The 19742-nt window shown below is 50.1% G+C and carries 18 protein-coding genes and 1 tRNA gene; 8 read left to right on the top strand and 11 right to left on the bottom strand.

Going from position 1 to position 19742, the window contains the following annotated elements; all coding sequences use genetic code 11:
* Nucleotides 1–41 precede the first annotated feature (41 nt).
* The 7 genes from ubiV to ACJAZW_RS07160 all read right to left on the bottom strand — a co-directional run bounded on the left by ubiV (nt 42) and on the right by ACJAZW_RS07160 (nt 7693).
* The gene (gene ubiV, locus ACJAZW_RS07190) at nt 42–953 is read right to left on the bottom strand and encodes a ubiquinone anaerobic biosynthesis protein UbiV (RefSeq protein WP_415156513.1); all 912 of its coding nucleotides are present in this window, start codon (nt 951–953) and stop codon (nt 42–44) included.
* 16 nt (nt 954–969) lie between these two features.
* On the bottom strand, nt 970–1974 hold the full coding sequence (gene ubiU / locus ACJAZW_RS07185) for a ubiquinone anaerobic biosynthesis protein UbiU (RefSeq protein WP_415156511.1): 1005 nt from the start codon (nt 1972–1974) through the stop codon (nt 970–972).
* Nucleotides 1971–2501, bottom strand: a complete 531-nt coding sequence (gene ubiT / locus ACJAZW_RS07180; RefSeq protein WP_415156509.1) for a ubiquinone anaerobic biosynthesis accessory factor UbiT — start codon at nt 2499–2501, stop codon at nt 1971–1973. The genes ubiU and ubiT overlap by 4 nt, the downstream gene beginning before the upstream one ends.
* Nucleotides 2502–2593: 92 nt before the next feature.
* The gene (locus ACJAZW_RS07175; protein ID WP_415156507.1) at nt 2594–3898 is read right to left on the bottom strand and encodes an NAD(P)/FAD-dependent oxidoreductase; all 1305 of its coding nucleotides are present in this window, start codon (nt 3896–3898) and stop codon (nt 2594–2596) included.
* A 17-nt stretch (nt 3899–3915) separates the two neighbouring features.
* Nucleotides 3916–5307: an aspartate aminotransferase family protein gene (locus tag ACJAZW_RS07170; protein WP_415156505.1), complete on the bottom strand. Its 1392-nt coding sequence runs from the start codon at nt 5305–5307 to the stop codon at nt 3916–3918.
* A 279-nt stretch (nt 5308–5586) separates the two neighbouring features.
* Nucleotides 5587–6954 carry a glutamine synthetase family protein gene (locus ACJAZW_RS07165; protein WP_415156503.1) on the bottom strand — a complete coding sequence of 456 codons (1368 nt, stop codon included), beginning with the start codon at nt 6952–6954 and terminating at the stop codon, nt 5587–5589.
* A gap of 52 nt (nt 6955–7006) precedes the next feature.
* Nucleotides 7007–7693 carry a GntR family transcriptional regulator gene (locus ACJAZW_RS07160; protein ID WP_415156501.1) on the bottom strand — a complete coding sequence of 229 codons (687 nt, stop codon included), beginning with the start codon at nt 7691–7693 and terminating at the stop codon, nt 7007–7009.
* Nucleotides 7694–7787: 94 nt separating this feature from the next.
* On the opposite strand from ACJAZW_RS07160, the gene speB reads away from it, so the two are divergent.
* Nucleotides 7788–8741 (top strand): agmatinase, encoded by a 954-nt coding sequence (gene speB, locus ACJAZW_RS07155; RefSeq protein ID WP_415156499.1) that lies wholly within the window; start codon nt 7788–7790, stop codon nt 8739–8741.
* 54 nt (nt 8742–8795) lie between these two features.
* Nucleotides 8796–10223 carry an aldehyde dehydrogenase family protein gene (locus tag ACJAZW_RS07150; RefSeq protein WP_415156540.1) on the top strand — a complete coding sequence of 476 codons (1428 nt, stop codon included), beginning with the start codon at nt 8796–8798 and terminating at the stop codon, nt 10221–10223.
* Here the strand turns inward: ACJAZW_RS07150 and ACJAZW_RS07145 are convergent.
* Nucleotides 10220–10939 (bottom strand): GntR family transcriptional regulator, encoded by a 720-nt coding sequence (locus ACJAZW_RS07145; RefSeq protein WP_415156497.1) that lies wholly within the window; start codon nt 10937–10939, stop codon nt 10220–10222. The two genes, ACJAZW_RS07150 and ACJAZW_RS07145, sit on opposite strands and share 4 nt — an antisense overlap.
* 135 nt (nt 10940–11074) lie before the next feature.
* Here ACJAZW_RS07145 and ACJAZW_RS07140 point away from each other — a divergent pair, with 135 nt between their 5' ends.
* The 6 genes from ACJAZW_RS07140 (at nt 11075) to ACJAZW_RS07115 (ending at nt 17793) form a co-directional block, all read left to right on the top strand.
* On the top strand, nt 11075–12391 hold the full coding sequence (locus ACJAZW_RS07140; protein ID WP_415156495.1) for a glutamine synthetase family protein: 1317 nt from the start codon (nt 11075–11077) through the stop codon (nt 12389–12391).
* A complete protein-coding gene (locus ACJAZW_RS07135) occupies nt 12391–13698 on the top strand; it encodes an NAD(P)/FAD-dependent oxidoreductase (RefSeq protein ID WP_415156493.1) in 1308 nt (435 codons plus the stop codon). Before ACJAZW_RS07140 ends, ACJAZW_RS07135 begins: the two co-directional genes overlap by 1 nt.
* Before the next feature lie 26 nt (nt 13699–13724).
* Nucleotides 13725–14810 (top strand): polyamine ABC transporter substrate-binding protein, encoded by a 1086-nt coding sequence (locus tag ACJAZW_RS07130; protein ID WP_415156491.1) that lies wholly within the window; start codon nt 13725–13727, stop codon nt 14808–14810.
* Nucleotides 14811–14881: 71 nt separating this feature from the next.
* Nucleotides 14882–16018 (top strand): ABC transporter ATP-binding protein, encoded by a 1137-nt coding sequence (locus tag ACJAZW_RS07125; protein ID WP_415156538.1) that lies wholly within the window; start codon nt 14882–14884, stop codon nt 16016–16018.
* Nucleotides 16015–16971, top strand: coding sequence for an ABC transporter permease subunit (locus tag ACJAZW_RS07120; protein WP_415156489.1), 957 nt, complete (start codon nt 16015–16017; stop codon nt 16969–16971). The genes ACJAZW_RS07125 and ACJAZW_RS07120 overlap by 4 nt, the downstream gene beginning before the upstream one ends.
* Nucleotides 16972–16980: 9 nt before the next feature.
* On the top strand, nt 16981–17793 hold the full coding sequence (locus ACJAZW_RS07115; RefSeq protein WP_415156487.1) for an ABC transporter permease subunit: 813 nt from the start codon (nt 16981–16983) through the stop codon (nt 17791–17793).
* Between the two features lie 113 nt (nt 17794–17906).
* Here the strand turns inward: ACJAZW_RS07115 and ACJAZW_RS07110 are convergent.
* From ACJAZW_RS07110 to ACJAZW_RS07100, 3 genes are all read right to left on the bottom strand, one after another.
* Nucleotides 17907–17982, bottom strand: a tRNA-Asn gene (locus tag ACJAZW_RS07110).
* 90 nt (nt 17983–18072) lie between these two features.
* Nucleotides 18073–18699, bottom strand: coding sequence for an NTP transferase domain-containing protein (locus ACJAZW_RS07105; protein ID WP_415156485.1), 627 nt, complete (start codon nt 18697–18699; stop codon nt 18073–18075).
* A 95-nt stretch (nt 18700–18794) separates the two neighbouring features.
* Complete coding sequence (locus tag ACJAZW_RS07100; protein ID WP_415156483.1) at nt 18795–19520, bottom strand: alpha/beta fold hydrolase; 726 nt, start codon at nt 19518–19520, stop codon at nt 18795–18797.
* Between the last annotated feature and the right edge of the window lie 222 nt (nt 19521–19742).

The following is a 19742-nucleotide window of genomic DNA, read 5'->3' as shown; positions in this document are numbered from 1 at the left end:
GTTGGCCGCCTTTTTTCTAAGGTTTTGCAGACTAAACTCCTCTATCCCCCAACAGCATCGTGCCACTCATAGCCCGGTTTTTGGTGATAAAAGCCATTCGAGAAAGGCGCGTCGATGCCGTCGTCGCGCATCAGTTTGAGCGCTTCGGAGGGGCTGAGTTTGCCGTCAAGCACGTCGCGGAAGGCGTTGATAGCAGTGAAAGTGCCGATTGAGTGCGGCGAAATCCGGAAGGTTTTTATGCCGATTTGCTGCATTTCATCCAAACAGTCGACCAAATTCAGCACTGAATGCGATTGGGTTTGAATGCCGTTGACGGTGAGAAATTTGTCGCCTTCAAGGGTGTCGAGCCGCATGCCATCTGGGTCTTCATCACAAACAAACAGACATGAATCTTTGGTCCGGTTGTGGGCCCGGGCGTGATAACAGCGCGCAGAAAGCGCCAATGACATGCGGCCATAGACCTGCACTTCCAAGTCGATATTGTAGGGCGCGGCGGCTTTGGCGAGCGCTTCCAATCCGGACTTTGGAATTTCGGGATTTAAGCAAATCGAGGTCGCGCCACCCTTGGCGTAAACTTCAATCGCTTCTTCATTGTAGCAATTCATCAACGGACCAATGTAATGCGGGCCCTTGGCCATTTGATATAGCGCCGACACGTCGTTGGCCTCAATCAAAAAGCCTTCTGCGGTGGCCACTTTTTTCATTTGGCGGCGGTCAATGTCCGAGGTGACCTCGGACAGAGTTGAAAACACAACTTTTTTGCCCGCATCGGTGAGGCGTTCATAAACGTCTGGCAAGTGTTTGTCGTATAGCGGCGCGCGTTTTGAGCAAATCACTTCGCCCACAAACACAGTTTCAACCGCTGCTTCGTCAGCAACCTTGAAATAGAAATCGCGCCAGTCGTCGGCCGCCCAGTTGTACTGAACAGGGCCAAGGGTGAGTTGTGCGTCCATGACTATCTCCACGTCTTTAGCGCCACGTTTTGGATTTAAACGCGCCTTCGGTTTCTTTGCCGCCTTCGGTGAGGGCAATCAATTCCGAAATGTCTGGCTCGTCGCCAATTGCATAGGCGTCAATCGCTTGGCGGAATGACGAGACTACGGATTTGATATAGGCGCGTGAGCGTTGCCGACCTTCAATTTTAAGGGCCGTCACCCCGGCCTTGATCAGGTCTGGCAGCAACCGCGTCAGATTGAGGCTGATCGGCTCTTCAAAGGCGTAATAGTTCTTCTTGATCGCTGTGTCGTAGCGGCCCTTGCAAATGGTCGGATAACCCGCCGTTTCGCCGCATGAAATGCAATCAATCGCGAACTCGCCCAAACGTGTCGTGAGGTTGTCATCTTCGTCTGGTTCATATTCCACATGGCTTGCTGGCGAACACACGCCATCCATATTGGTGGAAACGCCCGTGACGTAATTGGTGAGCGAGCAACGCCCCTCGGCCATCATGCCAATATTGCCGAACACAAAGGCTTCGATTTCGCAGTCAATGGCATCGTGCACCCGTTTGATTTCTGCAACGGTGAGGATGCGGGGCAATACCACGCGCTTCACCCCAAATTGCTCAACGTAATAATTGATTGCTTCAGGTGAAGAAGCGCCAGCCTGAACAGACAAATGCAGGCGTTGATTTGGGTGCTCGCGGGCGACATATTGCGCCATACCAATATCAGCGATGATCACCGCATCGATGCCGATTTCAACAGCATCGTCGACCGATTTTTTCCAAAGGTCGGTGCGCCCGGCTGTTGGGAACGAGTTGATGGCGGCCAACACGATTGCATCGCGGTCGTGCGCGTATTTCACGCTTTGTGAAAGTTCTGCTTTGGTGAAATTCAATCCGGCAAAATTTCGGGCGTTTGTTGGGCCTTTAAAGCCGCAATAAACAGCATCTGCACCCGCATCAACGGCTGTGCGCAAACTTGCCGGTGTTCCAGCAGGGCATACCAGTTCAGGTTTTTCAAAAAGTGTCATGCTCTGGCACCTGTTATTTTGTTGGCTAAGTTGATGCTTGCGCGCATCGGTTTGGCCAGCGGGCCAAATGCGGTGGCCACATCATCTGCAAGTGTTGTGTCCAAATCGTCGAGTGCATTGCGCAGCAAAAGAATTGCTTCGGTATCGCCCGTGATCAGAATATCGCGGTTGAAGAACAGGGCATCGCTATCGGTTTTGCTGTCGATCATGCGCAACAATGTGGAGAACTTGCCGCTGACCAGCACGTCGTACTGAACCTCGTCATGGCGAGATTTTGCCACGAGCGTCGGATTGCTCGGATCAGGCTTGAGGACCAGCAGAAACGGAATGCCCTTGGCGTCAATCAGAAATGTTTTGAAACAGCCAGTTTCCAAACGCTCAAAGAGCTCTGGGTGAATCTTGGTTACATGGCGCACAATACGCCGCAGCACTGGCTGCAACGGAAATAAAGGGAGCGCACGCGAAATTGGGCCAGCTTTGGGATCGCGAAAAATCCGCGGTTGGCCACGATGAGTTTTCTTTGTCATGGCAAATCGATACGCCTGACGTGGGAATGCGAACTTGATATAAATCAAATAGAGATCAATTTGCGTGGAAATGCCACATATATGTGGCTGTTCTACAGTTTGTCGCGCAACGCATAATAGGTCATGGCCAGTATCAGCAAAGGTGTGCGCAACCCAACGCCGCCGGGGAACCTATGTGTTGGCACGTTCGCCAAAACGTCAAAACGTTCTGCAGTGCCAGCAATTGTTTCAGCCATGATTTGCCCCGCTAATGTGGCCATGCCAACGCCATGACCAGAATAGCCCGATGCTGAATAGATGTTTTTCGCCAAACGGGCGAAATGCGGCATCCGATTAATGGTGATGGCGAGCGTACCGCCCCATGCATAATCAATTTTGGTGCCTTCAAGTTGGGGGAATATCTCCAGCATGCATTTGCGCACTAAGCCAGAAATGTCAGCGGGAAATTTGTAACCGTAGCTTTCACCACCGCCAAACAATAGGCGATTGTCCGCCGACATGCGGAAATAATTGACGACAAACTTACTGTCAGCTACCGCCAGTTTATCAGCAAAAACCGCTGGCGCTGTGTTGCTGCCCAGCGGCTCGGTGGCAATGATAAAATTGTTGATCGGCATAACGCGCTTGGCAGTTTGCCCGTTCAAATCACCCAAATAGCCGTTGCAACCCAATACAATGTGTTTTGCGGTGATAGAGCCTTGGGCGGTGACCACTTTACGTGCAGCTTCGTCAATCTCAGTGACGCGGCTATTTTCAAAAATTCGAGTGCCAGCTTTTTGCGCTGCATCGGCCATGCCCAAGGCGAGACTCAAAGGGTGCAAATGCGCCGCACCCATGTCGATCGAGCCGCCATGATAGGCAGGAGAATCAACCATGTGCCGCAACTCGTCGCGCTCAACGAACCGGATTTGATCGTAGCCATACTCGGCTTGCAGCTTGTCGACATATCGCCGACTTTCAGCCACATAGCGTTTGCGATGGTCAGCGTGAATAATGCCAGGTGTTAGGTCACACTCGATTTTGTGTTTTTTGACCAAAGATTTGACCAAATCTTTGGACTGTTCGGCAAATCTCCAAAGCAGGTGGGCATTGTCGCGTCCGAGCATCTTCTCAAGTGCATCTTGCTCCACCCGTTGGCCCGAACCAAGTTGCCCGCCATTGCGCCCAGACGCCCCCCAACCGACACGTTGTGCGTCCACCACAACAACATCATAACCGCGCTCTGCCAGATGCAGCGCCGTCGACAAACCGGTGAAGCCGCCGCCAACCACCACAACGTCAGCCACAATATCCCCGCGTAAGGTGGGAAACGGCGCGAGTTGTTTGACGGTTGCTGCATAATAGGACGCAGGGTATGCGCCCGCGACGTCGTTGGCGGTGAGTACATCCATGGCCATTCGGGACCCCGTTATGGTTAGAGCATGCCTGCTTGGCGCATTTTGGTGTGTGCTTGATCAAGAACACGGCCAACCTTGTCGATCAGCTCGTCAACTTGCATAAGAGAAATGATCAGGGGTGGCGAAATGATCAACCCATCGCGCACGGCGCGCATCACCAGACCATTTTTGTTGGCAAAGTCGCGACAGATATTGCCAGCAGTTCCTAATGGCGTTTTGAACGCCGCACGTGCAGACTTATCTGGCGTTAATTCCAAACCAGCCACCATGCCGCAAATCCGTGCTTCCCCAACAAGAGGATGATCAGCAAACTGTTCCCACTTGTCTTTCAGGTACGGCGCAATTTTTGTTGATGCGGTCTCTACGATTTTTTCTTCATCAAGAATGCGTAGATTTTCAAGGGCGACTGCCGCCGCTACAGGGTGACCAGAATAGGTGTAACCGTGAGCAAATTCCCCGCCCTTTTGTGCAAGCACCTCGGCAACATGGTCTGCAACCATTGACCCACCAATCGGCAAATATCCCGAACTCAAGCCCTTGGCGATTGTCATAATATCGGGGCGAATGTTGAACGTTTGGCTGCCGAACCAATTGCCGGTGCGACCAAAGCCACAAATGACCTCATCAGCAATCAACAAGATTTCATACTTATCGCAAATCCTCTGGATTTCAGGCCAATAGGTTGAAGGCGGAATAATAACCCCACCAGCACCCTGAATGGGTTCACCAATAAAGGCCGCAACTTTGTCTTCGCCCAAACGTTCAATTTCAGTTTCCAATGCCTGCGCGCACTTCAACCCAAACTCTTCAGGCGAAAGGTCGCCACCTTCAGCATACCAATAAGGCTGTGCAATGTGCGTAATGTCTGGGATTGGCAAACCACCTTGCGCGTGCATAAAGCCCATGCCGCCCAAACTTGCGGCCGCAACAGTTGACCCATGATAGGCATTGTGCCGAGAAATGATCACCTTTTTATCAGGTTTGCCCAGCGATGCCCAATAGTGGCGCACCATGCGAATGTTGGTGTCATTGGCTTCAGAACCCGAACCTGCATAAAAAACATGGTTCAAATCGCCGGGCGCAAGTTCCGCAAGTTTTGCGCTCAATTCGATTGCCGGCACGTTGGTGGACTGGAAAAATGAATTATAATAGGGCAGTTGCATCATTTGCTTGGTCGCAGCGTCAACTAATTCTTGCCGACCGTAGCCCACATTTACGCACCAAAGACCAGCCATGCCATCAAGCAGTTTGTTGCCGTCGCTGTCCCAAATGTAAGCGCCATCGGCACGCGTGATAATCCGGGTGCCTTTGGCGTTCAAATCGCCCATATCAGAAAACGGATGAATATGGTGGGCCGCATCCAGCGCTTGCAGCTGTTCGGTTGGTAAATGGTTGTCGATATAGTTCATTGGTTTTCCAATCTTATTAGGGTCTGAACTCAATTGAGAAATGATCTGGACAGCAGTTCAAGTTTGATCAGATTTAGGCGAATGGGCCGAATTGACTTGCTGTCAATGAGGATATTTCAACGCAAACTGGCAAAATTGAATGCTGCCTTTCGGGTTGGATGCAAAACAGGCTGCTTCAGCGTCGAAAAGCCTCACCGATATGAAAATCGCTTTCGTTTCTCTCCTCAAATCAGTCTATTTTGCACCCAATCCAGACCTTTTCTCAATTCAGTCCAGACCCTAGACGTTGAGCAACAGATGCTCGCGCTCCCAAGCGGAGATTTCGCCCAAAAATTCGTTGATTTCCTGATTCTTGATGCCTTCATAGACTTTGCAAAAATCTTCGCCCAATAGATCACGCAGAGCCTGGTTTTCGGCAAAACCTGGCATCGCTTCATTGATTGATTGGGGCAATGTAACGCCGTCTTTATAGGCGTCGCCGGTTCTTTGCGGACGCGGTTTTGTGCCGTCTTTCATGCCCAAAAATCCACATGCGAGGCTGGCGGCGATTGCTAAATAGGGGTTGCAATCCATGCCAACGATGCGGTTTTCGACCCGTCGCGATTCTGCATTTGAAATCGGTATGCGAATGCCTGTTGTTCTATTGTCAGCAGCCCACTCAATATTTGCTGGAGAAGAATCGTCAGCTTTGAACCGACGATAAGAATTCACATAAGGCGCAAGAATTGGAACAGCGGATTCAAGATGGGCTTGTTGCCCGCCAAGGAAACTCCAAAAGTAAGGTGACTCTGTACCGTCTGCGTTGGAAAAGATGTTTTTGCCGGTTTTGATGTCCACAACACTTTGGTGAATATGCATTGCACTGCCGGGTTCGTCGCGCATTGGCTTCGCCATAAAGGTCGCAAAGCAATTATTTCGCAGGGCGGCCTCGCGGATTGTACGTTTGAAATAAAACACCTCGTCCGCCAATTTGAGCGGGTTTCCGTGTTGCAGATTGATTTCAATTTGCCCAGCACCACCTTCTTGAATGATGGCATCGATTTCTAACCCCTGCGCTTCAGCAAAGTCATAGATATCGTCGATAACAGGACCATATTCGTCCACGGCAACCATCGAGTAAGCTTGTCTGCCGATACCCTTGCGACCCGTCCGCCCGATGGGGGGCTCAATAGCCTCGTTAGGGTCTGTGTTGGGATGCGTCAGATAAAATTCCATCTCAGGCGCAACGATTGGCTGCCAACCCTCTGCTTCATAAAACGACAGAACGCGCTTCAAAACGTTACGTGGCGCAACTGAAATCGGCTCGCCATCGGTGGTTTCAAGATCGTGAATCACTTGCAAAATGATGTCTTCCGTCCACGGCGCAGCACATGCCGTGCTCATATCTGGCTTTAAAACCATGTCCGTTTCCGTCCATTGGTCCTTTATGTCCATGTCAGCATAGGCACCGGTGACGGTTTGATAGAATATGGAGGTTGGCAGGTAGGTGCGGCCAGTTTCGGAGAATTTCTTCGCAGGCATGGTTTTACCACGCGATATGCCCACCATATCAGGCACAATACATTCAACTTCTTCAACGCGGCGGTTTGCAAGCCACTGAGTGGCGTGTTCGGGGATGAGCTTCATCCATTCTGGGTTTTGTGACATATTCTTCCCTTGCCATCCAATCAAAATGGATGTGCTATATAATTTGATCAAATTATGATTTGTCAATCAAATTTGTTTCATTTTCAATTTGAGGTGTGGTGCGCACAAATGTTGCCCCTGAGGAAATGTCCTCAATTATTGCTGCCTGCAATGCGCCAATATTTTGGGCCTCTATCGCCGAAATAGCCCGCTTGTGTTGGTCTTCAAGATTGCTGGTGCCAACACGACCACAAACGACGCGCATATAAGGCGCCATTTGCAGCCACAAGCTTTCCGCAATCGAAATCATGATGTTGGCATTTGATGCCCGGTAGAGCGCAAAGTGGAACGCGAAATTGCATTTCAAATAATCATCAACACTGCCTTCTTGAATGGCTTTGTCCATTTGATCATCAATGGCGCCGAGCAATTTAACATCTGCATTTGTGATCGCACGCTTTGCCAATTCCGGCTCCAACATCAGCCGAACCGCTAAAATCTCATCAATGCGCTTCTCGTCCATCTCGGGAACGGATATGCGCCGATTCCCGTGCATTTCGAGCGCTCCCTCGGCAACCAGCCGTCGGATTGCTTCGCGCACAGGGGTCAAGCTTACATCATGATCGTCCGCAATTCCTTGCAGCGTGACCGACATTCCCGGGCGAAATTGGCCAAATAATAAACGTTCCCGCAAATCACGATAAAGGCGCTCATGGGTGGGAATGTTGACATCGTCTAGCTCTTGTGGCGGTAGATCCATATTATGCTCAATCCGTGTTGCGTTTTTTCCAATATGCTTGACATTTGATCAAAAAGCAATATTTGATCAAATTATATCAAGTGGAGGCGATTTTATGTCTACAGCACCAAAAGGCGACCAAGCAATCCAAGCAACACAGCTGACCGGTCGGGTGCCTGAAATGACCTATGCGGGTGTTTTGAGTTTTCTACGCCGTAAATACAGCAAAGACATTGCCGGGGCTGACGTGGTTGTGTCTGGCGTGCCCTATGATGGCTCAGTTAGCCATCGCTCTGGGTGTCGATTGGGGCCACAAGCAATTCGCGCCGCGTCGGTGCAATTGGCGGAGCTGAAGGCTTTCCCTTTCGGGACAGATCCTTTTGAGCAACTGGGTGTGGTTGACTTTGGCGACTGCTATTTGACCCCCCAGCAACAATCAAGCATTCCAGCCGCAATCGAAGAACATGCGCGCAACATCATTGCTCAAAACGCCAAAATGCTCACCTTGGGTGGCGATCATTTCATTTCCTATCCGTTGATAAAAGCGCATGCCGAAAAATACGGTCCGGTCGCGCTGATCCAGTTTGACGCACACAGTGATACATGGGACGTGACGCCGGACCATCTTGATCACGGCACCATGTTTACCCGCGGCGTGGATGATGGGGTGATTGATGCGAAACATTCGATTCAAATTGGAATCCGTACGCACAATGATGATCCGCATGGTATTGAAATTTTGACCGCCCCTTGGGTGCATCGCAACGGCGTGGATGATGCGATAACAAGTATTTTGCAGCGTGTGGGCGACCGTCCCGCCTATATCAGTTTTGACATAGATTGCTTGGATCCGGCTTTTGCACCCGGCACCGGCACTCCGGTGGTCGGTGGTCTGGCGACGTGGCAAGCACTTGAAATCTTGCGAGGTCTTGGTAGTTTGAACCTAATTGGTATGGACGTGGTGGAAGTTTCGCCCGCCTATGATCATTCAGAAATCACCGCAATCGCAGCCGCAACTGTTGCGCATGATTGGCTTTGCTTAATGGCGCACAAAAAGGCGCTTGAATAGGTCGCGCTTGATTGCGGTATTAATCCATTTGTTTGAGGAATGTTCGACATGACAATTATCGAAAAACGCGAATTCTACATCGATGGCAAATGGGTCGCACCAGCGACGCCAAATGACTTTGATGTGATTAATCCGGCGATTGAAGAAAAAGTGGCAATTATTTCACTTGGATCGCAAGTGGACGTCGATAATGCTGTCGCCGCCGCAAAAAAGGCGTTTGAAACCTTTTCGCAAACAACCAAGCAGGAGCGGCTCGCGCTGCTCAAGCGGATTTTGGACGTCTATAAGCGGCGAAAAGGCGAAGTCGCAGAAGCTATTAAGCTTGAATTGGGCGCGCCACACAAATTGGCACACGGTGCGCAGGCCGGCGTTGGTGTGGGGCATTTGGAAGGCTTCATCGAGGCGCTTGAGGGATTTGAGTTTGAATCCAAAGAGGCGAATGGTGACTTGATTTTCAAGGAGCCAATTGGCGTTTGTGGACTGATAACACCTTGGAATTGGCCGATAAACCAGATTGCGCTCAAAGTGCTGCCCGCTTTAGCAACCGGCTGCACTGTCGTGTTGAAGCCAAGCGAAGTCACACCGCTCAATGCAATCCTTTATGCTGAGATTTTAGACGAAGCCGGGGTGCCAGCGGGCGTGTTTAATCTTGTAAATGGCGACGGTCTGAACGTTGGGGCCGCTTTGTCGCGACACCCAGATGTTGCGATGATGTCGTTTACCGGGTCAACACGGGCAGGGATTGCGGTTTCTCGCGATGCCGCAGAAAACGTCAAAAAAGTTACGCTCGAACTTGGCGGAAAATCGCCAAACATCATTTTTGACGAAGAAGGTGCACTCGATACCGTCAAACGGGAAACACGTCGGGTGTTTTCGAACACCGGGCAAAGCTGTAATGCGCGCACCCGCATGTTGGTTGAACGATCAATTTATGCTGAAGCGATGCGAGTGGCGGCGGACGCTGCAAACGGGCAGCCCGTCGGTGATCCGAACAAAGAGGGCCACCATATAGGTCCGCTGGTTTCGCAGCTGCAATTTGATCGGGTTCAGTCCCTAATTCAGGCCGGAATTGACGAAGGTGCAACACTTTTGGCAGGTGGAACGGGCCGACCCGAGGGGCTCGAACTTGGCTATTTTGTAAAGCCAACAGTGTTCGGCAACGTCAATAACAACATGCGGATTGCGCGAGAAGAAGTTTTTGGTCCGGTCGTTGCCCTGATACCGTTCGATACTGAAGATGAAGCAATCTCGATTGCAAATGATACCGATTACGGTTTGGCCGCTGCCGTGCAAACAAACGACGCTGAAAAAGCCATGCGTATAGCAAGGAAACTGCGCGCCGGGATGGTGCATATCAATAATTCAGATATTGGTTATGGGACGCCGTTTGGCGGCTATAAAATGTCTGGAACAGGCCGAGAAGGTGGGCATTACGGGCTGGAAGATTTCCTCGAAATCAAAGCGATTTCAGTGGCGTCCTAGCTTTCACTCAAGATGGTGGCGATGGCGTCGCGACCAAGTTGACCGACGCCATCACGCACATCTGCTTCAATGGCAGCGCGCAGCATTTCCGGGTCGCGTGCGCGCAAGGCCGAAACTGCTTCTTTGTGACGGTCAATGATATAAAACTCGCCCATTTCTCGCAGTGCGATGCGCAAGAACGGTCCGAGTTGCAGCCAGACACTTTCCACCATCGGCATTGTGATGGTGTCTGGATTTGCACAGTAGATTTTCCGGTGAAAGAGCTGGTTGTCACGAATTTGGCTGTCGCGGTCACCCTCCACAACGGCTTTGTCGATTCGGGTGTCGATCACTTCTAATTCGTCTATCAATTTGTCGGCAATATAGGGCAGGGCGCGGACGGCGGCAAAACGTTCCAATTCTACGCGCGTCTCGATCAATTCTGCCAAACGCTCTGCCGTCATATGTGGCACCACAATGCGTCGGTTTGGTAAAAGTTCTAGCCCGTTTTCTGAAGATAAACGTCGCAAAGCTTCACGAACCGGCGTGGGGCTGGTTTCCAACAATTCTGCCAATCCGCGAATGGTCACAGACATGCCTGGACGGAACCGACCAAGCATGATTGCATCTCGCAATTGGAGATAAATATGCTCTTGCGTGGTCACCCCATTTGGGCGTTCACTTGCAACAAGTGTGAATGTTTTGCGGTCGGCCGAAATTTGGGCTTTTTTTGTCATGCTGGAGGGCAATATCACCTCTATATTTGATTGACAATTTATCTATTAGTGATAGGTTTTCAAGAAATGATATCACATTTTCTGAGATATCCAAAAAGATTTGAAATATTGCCGACCGTCGGTGGGGAGTTTGAATTGAGTCAGTCGAACCAGTATGTGAACTTGATCGTGGGTGTTTGCGATATCAACGGCTTGTTGCGCGGCAAACGTCTGGCTGCTGCGTCTCTGGAAAAAGTACTCAAAGAGGGTATTCGCATGCCCACATCGTCCTGTTCCGTCGATATTTGGGGTAACGACATCGAAGGTAGCCCGCTTGTGATGGCAAGTGGCGATCAGGACGGGGTGTGTTTGGCGACGTCGCGCGGTGCGGTGCCCTTAGATTGGAGTGATCGACCCACGGCCTTAATCCCGGTGACAATGCACGACAATAGCGGGGTGCCTTATCTTGGTGACCCACGCAACGCACTGGCTGAAGTGTTGAGCAAATATACAGAGCTGGGTTTGACGCCGGTTGTTGCAACCGAATTGGAATTCTACCTTGTCGACAATTCGGGTCCCCGCCCGACGCCGCCCAACTCGCGGCAACTCGATTTTTCCCAAAACGATGTGCTTTCTTTGGACGCGATTGCCGACAATTCGAAATTTTTGGACGCACTTTATGATTCTTGCATGCTGCAAAACATACCAGCAGATGCAGTGATTTCTGAAGGCGGTGCTGGACAATTTGAAGTAAATCTTGACCACCAAGACGACGCGCTAAAGGCCGCCGATGATGCTTTGTATTTTAAGCGTGCGGTCAAAGGAATTGCGCAAAAACACGGTATGGCCGCGACATTTATGGCAAAGCCCTACACCAACCGGGCTGGCAACGGATTTCACATGCATTTTTCTCTTCTTGATCAGGACGGAAACAATGTTTTTGACGATGGCACAGAAGGTGGCAGTGACCTGATGAAGTCAGCAATCGCCGGACTATTGGCATCGATGGAAGAATCAACGCTCATCTTTGCGCCCCATTACAATTCTTATCGCCGGTTTGCGGAAAACACCCACGCACCCACAGGAATTTCTTGGGGGTATGAAAACCGCACCGCAGCCATCCGCATTCCAGGTGGTCCCCATCAGGCACGCCGGATAGAGCATCGCGTGGCCGGTGGCGACACCAACCCCTATTTGGTTTTGGCGGCTGTATTGGGCGGGGCGCTGCATGGCATAAAAAACAAATTGTCTCCGATGCCTCCGGTTTTTGGCAATGCCTTTGAGCAATCTGAAACGTTTATGCCGACCAATTGGCAAGCCGCGATCGACACCTTCTGTGAAGGAAAGATTCTGCCAACGATTTTCAGCGATCAAATGATTGAGAATTTTCGTTCCTGCAAGCAGCAGGAATTGAATGGCATTTTTCGGCAGGTAACTGACCGAGAGTTCGCTAGCTATTTGGAGACCGTGTGATGAACCTCGCAGGTCAACGCTTGGATGATCAGGAACATGTTGGTTCCTACTATGCAGCGTCGGCAAATCCGCCCCCCGAACGACCCGCTTTGGCGGGAGAGTTTGTCACAGATATCTGTGTTGTTGGTGCGGGATATTCAGGACTTTCAACAGCACTTCATCTCCTAGAGCGCGGTTACAAAGTCGCCATTTTAGAGAGCGCAAAAGTCGGGTGGGGTGCTTCAGGGCGAAATGGCGGTCAAATCGTCAACGGGCTGAATGCAAGTCTGGACACAATCCAAAAACGTTATGGCGATGAATTCGCACAATTCGTGGGTGGGCTTGTCACCGAAGGCGGCAAAATTATCCGAGAATGCATCGCCAAATACGATATCCAGTGTGATCTGAAGGAAAAAAATGTTTTTGCGGCCTTCACCGAAAAGCAGATGGCTGAATTGTCGGCAAAAAAAGCCCTCTGGTCAAAATATGGAATGAACGATCACGAGCTTTTGGACAAAAGCCAGATCGCAGAATATGTGAAAACTGATGCCTATATTGGTGGCATGGTTGATCATTCAGGTGCCCATATGCACCCTCTAAATCTTGCTTTGGGCGAAGCTGCCGCAATTGAATCTTTGGGCGCAACGATTTTCGAAAAATCGCGTGTTATGTCCACGCAGCAAATTGATGGCGGGCACATTGTTCGCACGGCGAACGGAACTGTGCGCTGCAAAACACTGGTTTTTTGTGGAAACGCCTATCTTGGCGACGCATCAAAGCGTTTGAAGTCTCGCGTCATGCCGGTATCGACGCAAATTATGGCAACCGAGCCGTTGTCGGAGGACGTGGCAAATAGTATTTTGCCGACTGACACCTGCATCGAAGACGTTAGATACATATTGGATTATTACCGTCTTTCTGCCGATAAGCGTTTATTGTTCGGTGGCGGTACAGTTTATGGTGGCACCGACCCTACAGATATTGTGGGCAAATTGCGACCAAACATGCTCAAAATATTCCCTCAACTGGCAAGTTCAAAAATCGATTATGCCTGGAGTGGTAATTTTGCGCTCTCATTCAGTCGCGTCCCTCAATTGGGGCGGCTCAATAACAATACCTATTTCGCACATGGCTATTCAGGACATGGCGTTACCGGCTCACATCTGTTCGGCCGGATACTAGCAGAGGCAATCGATGGTGATTTGTCTCGATTTGATGTGTTTTCAAGCGTACCATGGATACCATTTCCGGGAGGGAGGCTCCTTCGTGTGCCGTATTCTACACTGGGGTCCTGGTACTACGCACTGAAAGACAAGCTGGGAATTTAATCAGTTCTGATAAAGGGAGAAGTTGGATGAAGAACAAGTTTATTGTGGTGCCTTTGATGGCATTGGCGACCACTGTGGCCGCGCAGGCGGAAACGCTAAATGTCTATAACTGGTCAGACTATATCGCAGAAGACACGATAGCCAAATTTACCGAAGCAACTGGTATTGATGTCAACTATGATGTTTACGACAGCAACGAAGTGCTCGAAGCAAAAATGCTCGCTGGCAGCGCCGGATATGATGTTGTGATCCCAACGTCTGACTTCTTGCAGCGCCAAATCATGGCTGGCGTGTACCAAAAACTGGATTTCAGCAAACTTCCAAATCTCAAAAACATGGACCAAGATTTGATGGCTGGCGCTGCGGGCTATGACCCAGGCAACGAGCACTCTGTGATTTATATGTGGGGCACCACCGGCATTGGTTACAATGTTGGGAAAATTGCAGAAATTTTGGGCGATGATGCACCAACCGATAGTTGGGAGCTACTCTTTAACCCAGAATATTCATCGAAGTTGGCCGCATGTGGCATTAGTGTACTAGACGCGCCAACAGAGCTGTTGCCTGCCGCGATGAACTATTTGGGCTTAGACCCCCAATCAACCGAGCAGGCTGATTTTGAAAAGGGTGCTGAACTTCTAATGACGGTTCGGCCCAACATCCGCTATTTCCATTCATCTCAGTATATTTCTGATCTCGCAAATGGCGATATTTGCGTATCTGTAGGGTGGTCAGGTGATGTGTTCCAAGCACAGGCCCGCGCTGCAGAGGCTGATAATGGTGTTGAAATTGCGTATGTGATCCCCAAAGAAGGTGCACTGCAATGGTTTGACATGATGGCCATTCCTGTTGATGCGCCAAACCCAGACGCTGCGCACAAGTTCATAAATTTTGTGATGGACGCGCAGATTACCGCAGATATTACCAACTATGTTTGGTACGCAAACGGTAACGCTGCATCTATGGCCCTGGTTGATGAAGAAATCACGTCGGACCCTGGCATTTTCCCAACTGAGGAAGCCAAGAAAAATCTTTGGAGTTCCAAAGTTTACGGGCAAAAGACTGATCGCATGATCACCGGACTTTGGACAAAAATCAAAACCGGTCAATAAGCTGCAAAAATTGGGGGGAGGCGCCGCGCGTCTCCCCCTTTTCGCATAAATTTTGGGGGGAAACTATGTCCATGCAAACTCAACTGGCCTGGGAAAAGAAACCTTGGCGCGAAGCGAATGAAAAGCCGTTTATCCGCTTAAATCGCTTAACGAAGAAATTTGGTGATTTCATTGCCGTGGACGATGTCAGCTTGGACGTTTATCAAAGCGAACTGTTTTGTTTGCTTGGTGGCTCTGGAAGCGGCAAATCGACTTTGCTGCGCATGTTGGCGGGATTTGAAACACCAACGTCTGGCACCATAGAAATCGACGGCCAAGACATGGCCAACATACCCTCGCATGAACGCCCAACCAATATGATGTTTCAGTCATACGCTTTGTTTCCCCACATGAGTGTTGAACAAAATATCGGTTATGGTTTGCGGCGTGACGGCGTCAGCCGGGCAGAAACCAGCGACAAAGTTGCCGAGATGCTTTCGCTGGTCCAAATGTCTGATTTTGGCAAACGCAAGCCAGATCAGCTCTCAGGCGGTCAACGCCAGCGTGTTGCTTTGGCGCGTTCTTTGATCAAACGGCCAAAACTGCTGTTGTTAGATGAGCCATTGGGCGCACTCGACAAAAAGTTGCGCGAAGAGACCCAATTCGAACTCGTCAATATCCAAGAGAGCCTGGGCATCACATTTATTGTTGTGACCCATGACCAAGAAGAAGCCATGACACTTGCGACCCGAATTGGGGTGATGAACTATGGCGAGATTGTACAGATTGGCGAACCACCACAGATTTACGAATACCCTTCATCGCGTTTCGTCGCAGATTTTATTGGGTCTGTGAATATGTTCGAAGGACGGGTGAAAGAAGATGACAAAGATTTTGTGCGCATTCACTCAGATGAGGCCGGCTGCGACATTCACGTAGGGCACGGCGTAAGCTGTTCGCCAGATCAAAAGCTGTGGTTTGCGGTACGACCGGAGAAATTAATTCTTAGCCGAAAGAGGCCCGAAGGCGACGCAAATATTCTAAAAGGTACAGTTGAAGATGTTGCTTACATGGGAAATTTGAGCGTATTCAGAATTCGACTGGATAGCGGTAAAATTGTTAAGGCAACACAATCCAATCGTGTTCGTCGAGACGAAGAAGCATTTTCCTGCGACGAAGAAACATACGTCACCTGGGATGAAACTGCAGGTGTGGTTTTACAATCATGATCCAGGCCATTTTGATTTCCAAACCATACAAATTCACCGCAAACCTGCTGGCAAAATTTGGCTTGAATGGGCGTGGACTTGTAATCGCTGTGCCAACTTTGTGGCTTCTGCTGTTCTTTCTCATTCCCTTTGCGGTGGTGCTCAAAATATCCTTTGCCGAGGCAATGATCGCGCGGCCTCCCTATTCGAAACTAATCGAAGCCACAGAATCCGGCTTTGCGATAAATTTCAGTTTCCAGAGCTACCAATATTTGGTTGGAGACGGACTGTATTTGGCGGCGTACGGCTCGTCACTGCGCATCGCCTTTTTCTCAACAATCCTTGCTCTGCTTGCTGGTTATCCGATGGCGTATTTCATTGCTCGAGCTGGCGGCCAATGGCGCAATATCTTACTGATGTTGGTCATTATGCCATTTTGGACGTCCTTTTTGTTGCGTGTTTATGCTTGGATCGGCATTCTCAAAGGCAACGGGTATCTCAACAATTTGCTGATGAGCCTTGGCATCATCAACGAGCCCCTTGTGATGATGCAAACCGACTTTGCCGTCTATATTGGGATTGTTTATACCTATCTGCCCTTCATGATATTGCCGCTTTATGCCAGTTTGGTGAAGCTTGATGGGTCTTTGCTGGAAGCCTCGAGCGATCTAGGGGCAAAGCCTTTCACAACATTTCTGACCATCACGCTGCCTTTGTCGCTTCCTGGTGTTCTGGCGGGCTGTATGCTCGTGTTCATTCCAGTTGTGGGCGAGTTTGTCATTCCCGCGCTGCTTGGCGGGCCGGACACAAACATGATTGGCCGTGTCTTATGGGATGAGTTTTTCCGAAACCGCGATTGGCCAACCGCATCCGCTGTCGCCATCATCATGCTGCTGGTGCTGGTGCTGCCCATTGTGCTGTTGCAAAAGGCCCAAGCCGGACAAAACCAAAACAATCAACAAGGTGCAAAGTAGGAGCGTACTATGAAAAAACGATTCAGTTTCCTGCCGATTGCAACTTTTCTGGGGTTTGCGTTTCTTTATATTCCCATCATCGTCCTGGTGGTGTTCAGCTTTAACAAATCAAAGCTTGTGACGGTTTGGGGCGGGTTTTCGCCGCACTGGTACGGGGAGCTTTTGCAGGATCCGCAGATCTTAGGTGCTGCATGGATCAGCCTTCGCATTGCATTCATCAGCGCGTCCCTTGCACTTGTGCTCGGCACGCTTGCGGCGTTCATACTCACCCGGATGGGGCGCTTTTGGTTCAAGCCGCTCTTAAGTGGCATGACAGCGGCACCTCTGGTGATGCCCGAAGTGATCACGGGACTATCATTGTTGCTGCTTTTTGTGGCCATGGAATCATTGATTGGCTGGCCCTCTGGACGCGGCTTTACCACCATCGTTATCGCACACACTACGTTCAGCTTGGCCTATGTGGCCGTTGTCGTGCAATCGCGTTTGAGCGACATGGACGAGTCGATTGAGGAAGCGGCGAGGGACCTTGGTGCAAAACCAGTTCGGGTGTTTTTTGACATTACGCTGCCCACGATTGCTCCGGCCCTGATGTCCGGGTGGCTGCTCTCTTTCACCCTGTCGTTGGATGACTTGGTGATTGCAAGCTTTGTGTCTGGACCAGGTGCGTCGACTTTACCGATGGTGATTTTCTCAAAAGTCCGTCTTGGCGTAAGCCCAGAGATTAACGCGTTAGCAAGCCTTATGATTGGTGTCGTCGCGATTGGTGTGGCGTTGGCAGCATGGCAGTTGCTCAAGTCCCCACAAAACCGTGCGTCACAGTAACGCGGGAGTATAGCCAAGTTAGGTGAAGGCGCTGCCAATGTGCGCGTCGAAATGGCGTCACATGTCGCAGCACCTTTTTGGCGCAATGGATATCAATTTGAGAGAAAAAGTTTTGGCTCCTCAGGCAAGACTCGAACTTGCGACAAAGCGGTTAACAGCCGCTTGCTCTACCAACTGAGCTACTGAGGATCACCAAACGTTCCTGATGATCAGGTGAGACGGGGTTTACCTGTTTTGGGCGAGCTTGCCAAGACCTTTCTCGCCATTTTTCGAACTTTTTTACGCCATCCCAACAATTTTGGCAGCCCCGCGATCCAAGTGGATTAAGTCGCTAATTTTGTTGACGTTCTTAAAGGGGTTTTCGACGTGATATGGCGCAAAATTTAGATATGTGACATCAAGATTTTCGAGATAGCAGCGGATTGAATTATTCGGCGCACTGCCACGTGTCGATGCAATGCTTGATGCAGCGCCCAAGCGCCATAAACTGCACGTGGGATATTCTTGATCACCATAGCGTGCGACCAAAACGTCTGCTTCGCCAATCGCAGAGCGCGCCCTACGTACAAAATCTGTTGGAAAGCAAGGTGTGTCGACAGGCGCGACCAACAAGAAGTCCTCATTGTCAGCGCCACCGATTGATTTTGCCCAGCAATACCCCGCATAGATGCCACCTAATGGTCCGATTTGTGGCGTGAAACCGTCCACTAAATTGGCGACGTCATGGGGTAAACCCGAACTGTCGTCCAAATTGGTGTTTGTGATTGATAAAAAGTCAGATTGCGGATTTAGGCGATTATAGACACTTGTGGCAAGATTTTCAGAACCCATTCGGATTGCTGATTTGTTGACGCCGCCCAAGCGCAAACCGCCGCCACCAGCAAGTATCACACAATATACTGCCATCTCCGCCTCCAATCCTGCACTGTAGATTTTCTATTCCCTATTTGAATTTTGCAGGGAAATCCAGCTTATGCTTCACAAGAGAAGTGGCGGGCCAACTAAGCGGCTAGAACTGAGGCATCCTGTTGTAGCAATATTGAGTTGAACGCGGCCGGTGCATCAAGATTGACAAGGTGGCCAGCTTTGCCAATTTTGTGAAGTTGTGCGTTCGGAATCAATGTTTGGAAATGTTCTGCCTGCTTGGCCGTTCTGTCGTAAAACTCGCCAACTATGATGTCGGTCGGCGGAAAAATTCGGTTTAGTTTTTCTTTGCCGCCCCAGTCTAGTGCTGCGCGCATAATGTCTCTTGCAAACGCTGGTTCGTGAGTTGGCGAAAGGGTCGCCTCCAAATACATTTTTGCCTCAAACGAGTGCTGGCCGTGCACATTCAAAATGTGTTTTCTCAGCTGTGGCCAAGGTGTTGAACGCAAAAACAGCTTTGCAAGCGGCAGGGTAACTGTGTCCAGGAGGCCGTCAGTCGAACAAAAATTGGTTTCCACTAACACCAAACGTTCAATCAGTTCCGGTCTTTGAAAGGCGACAATCTGAGCAATAATGCCGCCGAACGAATGCCCACACAGCGTAACTGGGCGCCCAATGCTCTTGACATAGTCCAAACTATCTTGCGCCCATACCTCGATAAGGTTTTTACGCGTCAAGTTGCAAGAGTTTCGAACATATTCAAATGCAGAGACTGTATGTGTTGATGAGAGTTTCCTCAACTGCGGCGCGAATTGGTCGGCGTTTAACAGTGTGCCGGGCAAAAATACAAAATGGCGGTTCAAGTTCACATCCTTGATAAACATACACAAAATAAAACAAAAATATTTCTGCTCAAATCTAAGCGTCTGCATTATTTCAAGAAATTCAAAAATGTAAAGCGATTCACGCGTTCACAAGTTGATCGGGCATCGAACGGCGCATTTGGCTTGGTGTGATTGCAGGTTGCTGGCTATCCCAATGCATCCACAGGACCAGCGCGCCGTAGATGGCCAATGGGGAAAACT

It is taken from the genome of Maritalea sp. (genome assembly GCF_047634455.1).
Taxonomy (GTDB): Bacteria; Pseudomonadota; Alphaproteobacteria; order Rhizobiales; family Devosiaceae; genus Maritalea.
This window is presented reverse-complemented; position numbering and strand designations above follow the sequence as displayed.

Bases quoted from the DNA above. Each gene is read 5' to 3' on its own strand.
- ACJAZW_RS07145 (WP_415156497.1), bottom strand. From the start codon at position 10,939: ATGACAAAAAAAGCCCAAATTTCGGCCGACCGCAAAACATTCACACTT.
- ACJAZW_RS07125 (WP_415156538.1), top strand. From the start codon at position 14,882: ATGCAAACTCAACTGGCCTGGGAAAAGAAACCTTGGCGCGAAGCGAAT.
- ubiV (WP_415156513.1), bottom strand. From the start codon at position 953: ATGGACGCACAACTCACCCTTGGCCCTGTTCAGTACAACTGGGCGGCC.
- ACJAZW_RS07120 (WP_415156489.1), top strand. From the start codon at position 16,015: ATGATCCAGGCCATTTTGATTTCCAAACCATACAAATTCACCGCAAAC.
- ACJAZW_RS07115 (WP_415156487.1), top strand. From the start codon at position 16,981: ATGAAAAAACGATTCAGTTTCCTGCCGATTGCAACTTTTCTGGGGTTT.
- ACJAZW_RS07105 (WP_415156485.1), bottom strand. From the start codon at position 18,699: ATGGCAGTATATTGTGTGATACTTGCTGGTGGCGGCGGTTTGCGCTTG.
- ACJAZW_RS07175 (WP_415156507.1), bottom strand. From the start codon at position 3,898: ATGGCCATGGATGTACTCACCGCCAACGACGTCGCGGGCGCATACCCT.
- speB (WP_415156499.1), top strand. From the start codon at position 7,788: ATGTCTACAGCACCAAAAGGCGACCAAGCAATCCAAGCAACACAGCTG.
- ubiT (WP_415156509.1), bottom strand. From the start codon at position 2,501: ATGACAAAGAAAACTCATCGTGGCCAACCGCGGATTTTTCGCGATCCC.
- ACJAZW_RS07165 (WP_415156503.1), bottom strand. From the start codon at position 6,954: ATGTCACAAAACCCAGAATGGATGAAGCTCATCCCCGAACACGCCACT.
- ACJAZW_RS07130 (WP_415156491.1), top strand. From the start codon at position 13,725: ATGAAGAACAAGTTTATTGTGGTGCCTTTGATGGCATTGGCGACCACT.
- ACJAZW_RS07135 (WP_415156493.1), top strand. From the start codon at position 12,391: ATGAACCTCGCAGGTCAACGCTTGGATGATCAGGAACATGTTGGTTCC.
- ubiU (WP_415156511.1), bottom strand. From the start codon at position 1,974: ATGACACTTTTTGAAAAACCTGAACTGGTATGCCCTGCTGGAACACCG.
- ACJAZW_RS07160 (WP_415156501.1), bottom strand. From the start codon at position 7,693: ATGGATCTACCGCCACAAGAGCTAGACGATGTCAACATTCCCACCCAT.
- ACJAZW_RS07170 (WP_415156505.1), bottom strand. From the start codon at position 5,307: ATGAACTATATCGACAACCATTTACCAACCGAACAGCTGCAAGCGCTG.